The sequence below is a fragment of the Halanaerobium sp. genome (assembly GCF_003070835.1).
Genome location: NZ_QBLR01000318.1, coordinates 1 through 3,798, shown reverse-complemented (window position 1 = coordinate 3,798; position 3,798 = coordinate 1). Strand labels below are relative to the sequence as shown.

Sequence of the window (3,798 nt, the reverse complement as noted above, 5' to 3'; positions counted from 1 at the left end):
GATAAATAGTAGTTTAATAAAACTAAAGATTCCTTTATAATAGAGTATGAGGTGAAGCAAATGAACAATGATATAACAGCTGTTGAAGGAATTAAAGTTCGATATTCGAATTTTTCCATAATCTCTACCAGCCACGCAGAGGTTAATTTAAGGATTTACCATGTAAATGATGTTCATTCTAGAGTAGAAGAAGATGACTATGCTGGCAGCATGGGTTATGCTAAGATGGCAACACTGATTAAGGAAGCCAGAAGAGAACGAGAAAATGTAATGTTCTTAGACGCTGGTGATACTTTCCATGGTCAGACTATTGCTAATATAAATGATGGTGAATCTATTAGTCATATTTTAGATTTAATGAAGCTTGACGCTGTAACTTTAGGAAACCATGATTTTAACTTTGGTCAGCAGAGATTGGAAGAGTTGGCTGAAATGAGTAGATTTCCGTTCTTAGCTGCTAATTTGAGCAGAGAGGATGGAAAAGAAATTCCTTATACTGAAGATTATATAATAAAAGAATACGATGGTGTTAAGGTAGGTGTTTTTGGTTTAGCTACCCCTGAAACAACTTTTAAAACACATCCTAAAAATGTTGAAGGTCTAGTATTTGAAAACCCTATTACAACTGCAGAAGCTGTTGTAAGTGAAATAGAAAATAAAGTTGATGTTATTGTGGCTTTATCTCATCTGGGAATTAGTGACGGTAGTGAATATACCAGTAAAATGGTAGCAGAAGAGGTAGCCGGAATTGATTTGATTGTTGATGGTCACAGCCACAATGTCTTAGAAGAAGGCATGAAGGTTAATGATACCATGATAGTTATGGCTGGTGAATATTCTAAGTTCTTAGGCTATGTTGATTTGACAGTTGAAAATGGTGAAGTAGAAGCCATTACTCCTAATTTGATTCCTAGGGAAGATACTGCAAATGTGGAAAAAGATTATATTATTTCATTAGTTGTAGATAGAGTTAATAAAGCTAATGAGGTTATTACATCACAGGTAGTAGGTAGAACTACTGTTGAATTAAATGGCGCAAGAGAACATGTCAGAACAGGTGAAACTAATCTTGGTAACTTAATCACTGATGCTATGAAGGCTAAGTTCAATGCTGATGCAGCTATTACCAATGGTGGTGGAATTAGAGCTTCTATTAATCAAGGTGAAATAACTCAGGGTGAAGTAATTACTGTTTTACCATTTGGAAATACAGCAATGCTGATGGAGCTTAGTGGTGCTGATTTAAGAGCAGGTTTAGAACACGGCATTTCTGAATATCCTGCTACTGAGGGCTTATTCCCACAGGTTTCAGGAATTAAATTTACCTTTGATGGTGATGCTGAAGCAGGTAATAGAGTTCAAAAAGTTTGGGTTGCAGGTGAAGAATTAGATCCAAATAAAATGTATACTGTAGCTACAAATGATTTCATGAAGGCAGGTGGAGATGGATATTCCATGTTTGCAGATGCTCCAATAGTTAGTGAAGCTGGAGGTCTGGAAGAAGTATTAATGGAATACATTGAAGCAAATGCTCCTGTAGCTCCAGAAGTTGAAGGTAGAATAGTAGCTGAGTAAAAGTTAAGATTTATAATATTAGTTTGAATTTCAAAAAAATAACTTTGTAATAAAAAAACTCCCTATTTAAAAGTAGGGGGTTTTTTCTATTAATAATCTTAATAAAGATTATCCTTTACAAGAGTTGCTAGATTCGATAAAATTAAGCTATAATTTAATTATTTAAAGAGTTAAATTTAATAAAAAAGGAGGTTTTTATTATTAGTGGAGAAACAGTTGGATTTTTATCAATTATCCCACCTATTTTAGCGATTATACTTGCTATGTATACGAGGGAGGTGCTTATTTCTTTATTTGCTGGAGTTTGGTCTGCAGCTCTGATTATCAGCAGCTGGAATCCGATTTCTGCAACTTCATTATCTCTACGCTGGATTGTAAATACAGTTAATAATCCCTGGAATGCTAAGTTTTTAATTTTAATAATGCTTATGGGAGCAGGAGCTGCTTTGATTTATAAGTCTGGTAGTGTTTTAGCTTTGGAAAATTGGATGGGAAATACAGTTAAGACATCAAGAGATTCGCAAATTTTAACCTGGATGATCGGGATGTTTATATTTATTGATTCTTATACCAGTACAATTGTAACTGGTAATGCAACTCGAGATGTGAGCATGAAAAATAATACATCTAGAGAAGCCCATTCTTATATTTTGGATTCTACAACAGCACCTGTGACAACCTTTGGCCCAGTTTCTAATTGGATAGGTTATCAGGTATCTATGATTGCTGTTGGTTTTACCGCGGCCGGAATCACTGCAGAGCAGATTGGGATGACTCCTTATGCGGTGTTTTTAAAATCAATACCTTGGAATTTTTATTGTCTTTTAGCTTTTTTTACGGTTGGTTTTGTTGCCATTACTCAAAGATATTATGGACCAATGCTGGATGCAGAATGGCGCTCACGTAAAGAAGGTAAGTTAATGAAGGATGGAGCAGAGGCCTTATCAGATATCAGTACTGATGTAGGAGAACAGAGTAGTTTGAATCCAAAACTTATTAATTTCTTTTTACCCATTTTATCTTTGTTATTTGTTAGTGTATTTTCCATGTGGTGGCTTGGTGAAGGCTACCAGACTGGGGTAAGTATTGCTCAGGCTTTTCAGGAAACGGATATTGCTTTAGCTTTACTTTATGGTTCTTTTGCCTTTGTATTTTTTGCCTTAGTTGGTGCCTTAGCATATAAGACTATGTCTTTAAGTGAAGCCAGTGATGCCATAATTGATGGTTTTAAAACTATGATTATTGCAGCAGCAATTATTATTTTAGCCTGGACAATTGGTCATGCAACAGATCAGGTCGGTACAGCAGAATATGTTGTTAATATTTTAATGAATATTGGTCTGCCGGGGAGAGCTTTACCAATAATCATTTTTTTAGCAGCAATGTTTATTTCATTTACTACCGGAACTTCCTGGGGTACAATGGCAATTTTAACACCAATTGCTGTTTCAACAGGATATGAACTAGTGGGTTTTAGTATCGTACCTGTATTAATGGGGATTTTATTTGGTGGTGCTATTTTTGGTGATCATGTTTCACCAATTTCTGATACTACGGTAATGTCATCAATTTTTGCAGGGTCTGATCATATAGACCATGTAACTTCACAGATTCCTTATGCTCTGACAACGGCTGGAGTAACAATTTTCACTTTAGTTTTATATGCTTTGGGAATCGATTCTGTAGTAATTCTTTTAACTATTGCGTTTGCACTAACAGTTGCCTCGATAGTTATTTTGAATAAATTGGATGCAAAAAGAAAGAAGTTACCGGAAATAATGCCGACAGCAGATGAAATTAGAGCAGGAAGTACTTCTAACAGTAAGATAAAATTATTTAATAAAATTGCTGTAGCTGCAGTTAGCTTTTATCTAATCTATATGATTAGTATCTTTCTATTTGCTAATTTGGCTTCTTAAATCACTTAAGTAGAGTTAAATAAGATAAATAAAGAATTCAATTAGTCCTCTGCTAGCTTCAGTATCTGTATCTTCAGATGAAGCAGCAGAGGCTTTTATTTGAAATGACTAAAATCATAATATGGTTTGACCACAAAAAGACAGTGTTTTAAAAATTTAAACAGACAGATTATTGGCAGGTATATTAATTTCAAAGTTAAAAAATAATATACTGACAGATTATATTAAAACAAAAGAAAATAAGACAGGTATCTTTCTAAATACCCGCCAGTTTTACGCTTTTGAACAACTTTTTGACATTACT

General features: G+C 34.3%; 2 protein-coding genes. Both read left to right on the top strand.

What is annotated here, in order from left to right; all coding sequences use genetic code 11:
- The first annotated feature begins 60 nt into the window (after positions 1-60).
- Positions 61-1,575 (top strand): bifunctional UDP-sugar hydrolase/5'-nucleotidase, encoded by a 1,515-nt coding sequence (locus CI949_RS18220; RefSeq protein ID WP_290769013.1) that lies wholly within the window; start codon positions 61-63, stop codon positions 1,573-1,575.
- Positions 1,576-1,838: 263 nt separating this feature from the next.
- Positions 1,839-3,494: a Na+/H+ antiporter NhaC family protein gene (locus CI949_RS18215; protein WP_089655342.1), complete on the top strand. Its 1,656-nt coding sequence runs from the start codon at positions 1,839-1,841 to the stop codon at positions 3,492-3,494.
- Positions 3,495-3,798: the final 304 nt, after the last annotated feature.

What these genes read in the sequence shown, in the direction of transcription:
- CI949_RS18215 (WP_089655342.1), top strand. Translation starts at nt 1,839, where the DNA reads ATGTATACGAGGGAGGTGCTTATTTCTTTATTTGCTGGAGTTTGGTCT.
- CI949_RS18220 (WP_290769013.1), top strand. Translation starts at nt 61, where the DNA reads ATGAACAATGATATAACAGCTGTTGAAGGAATTAAAGTTCGATATTCG.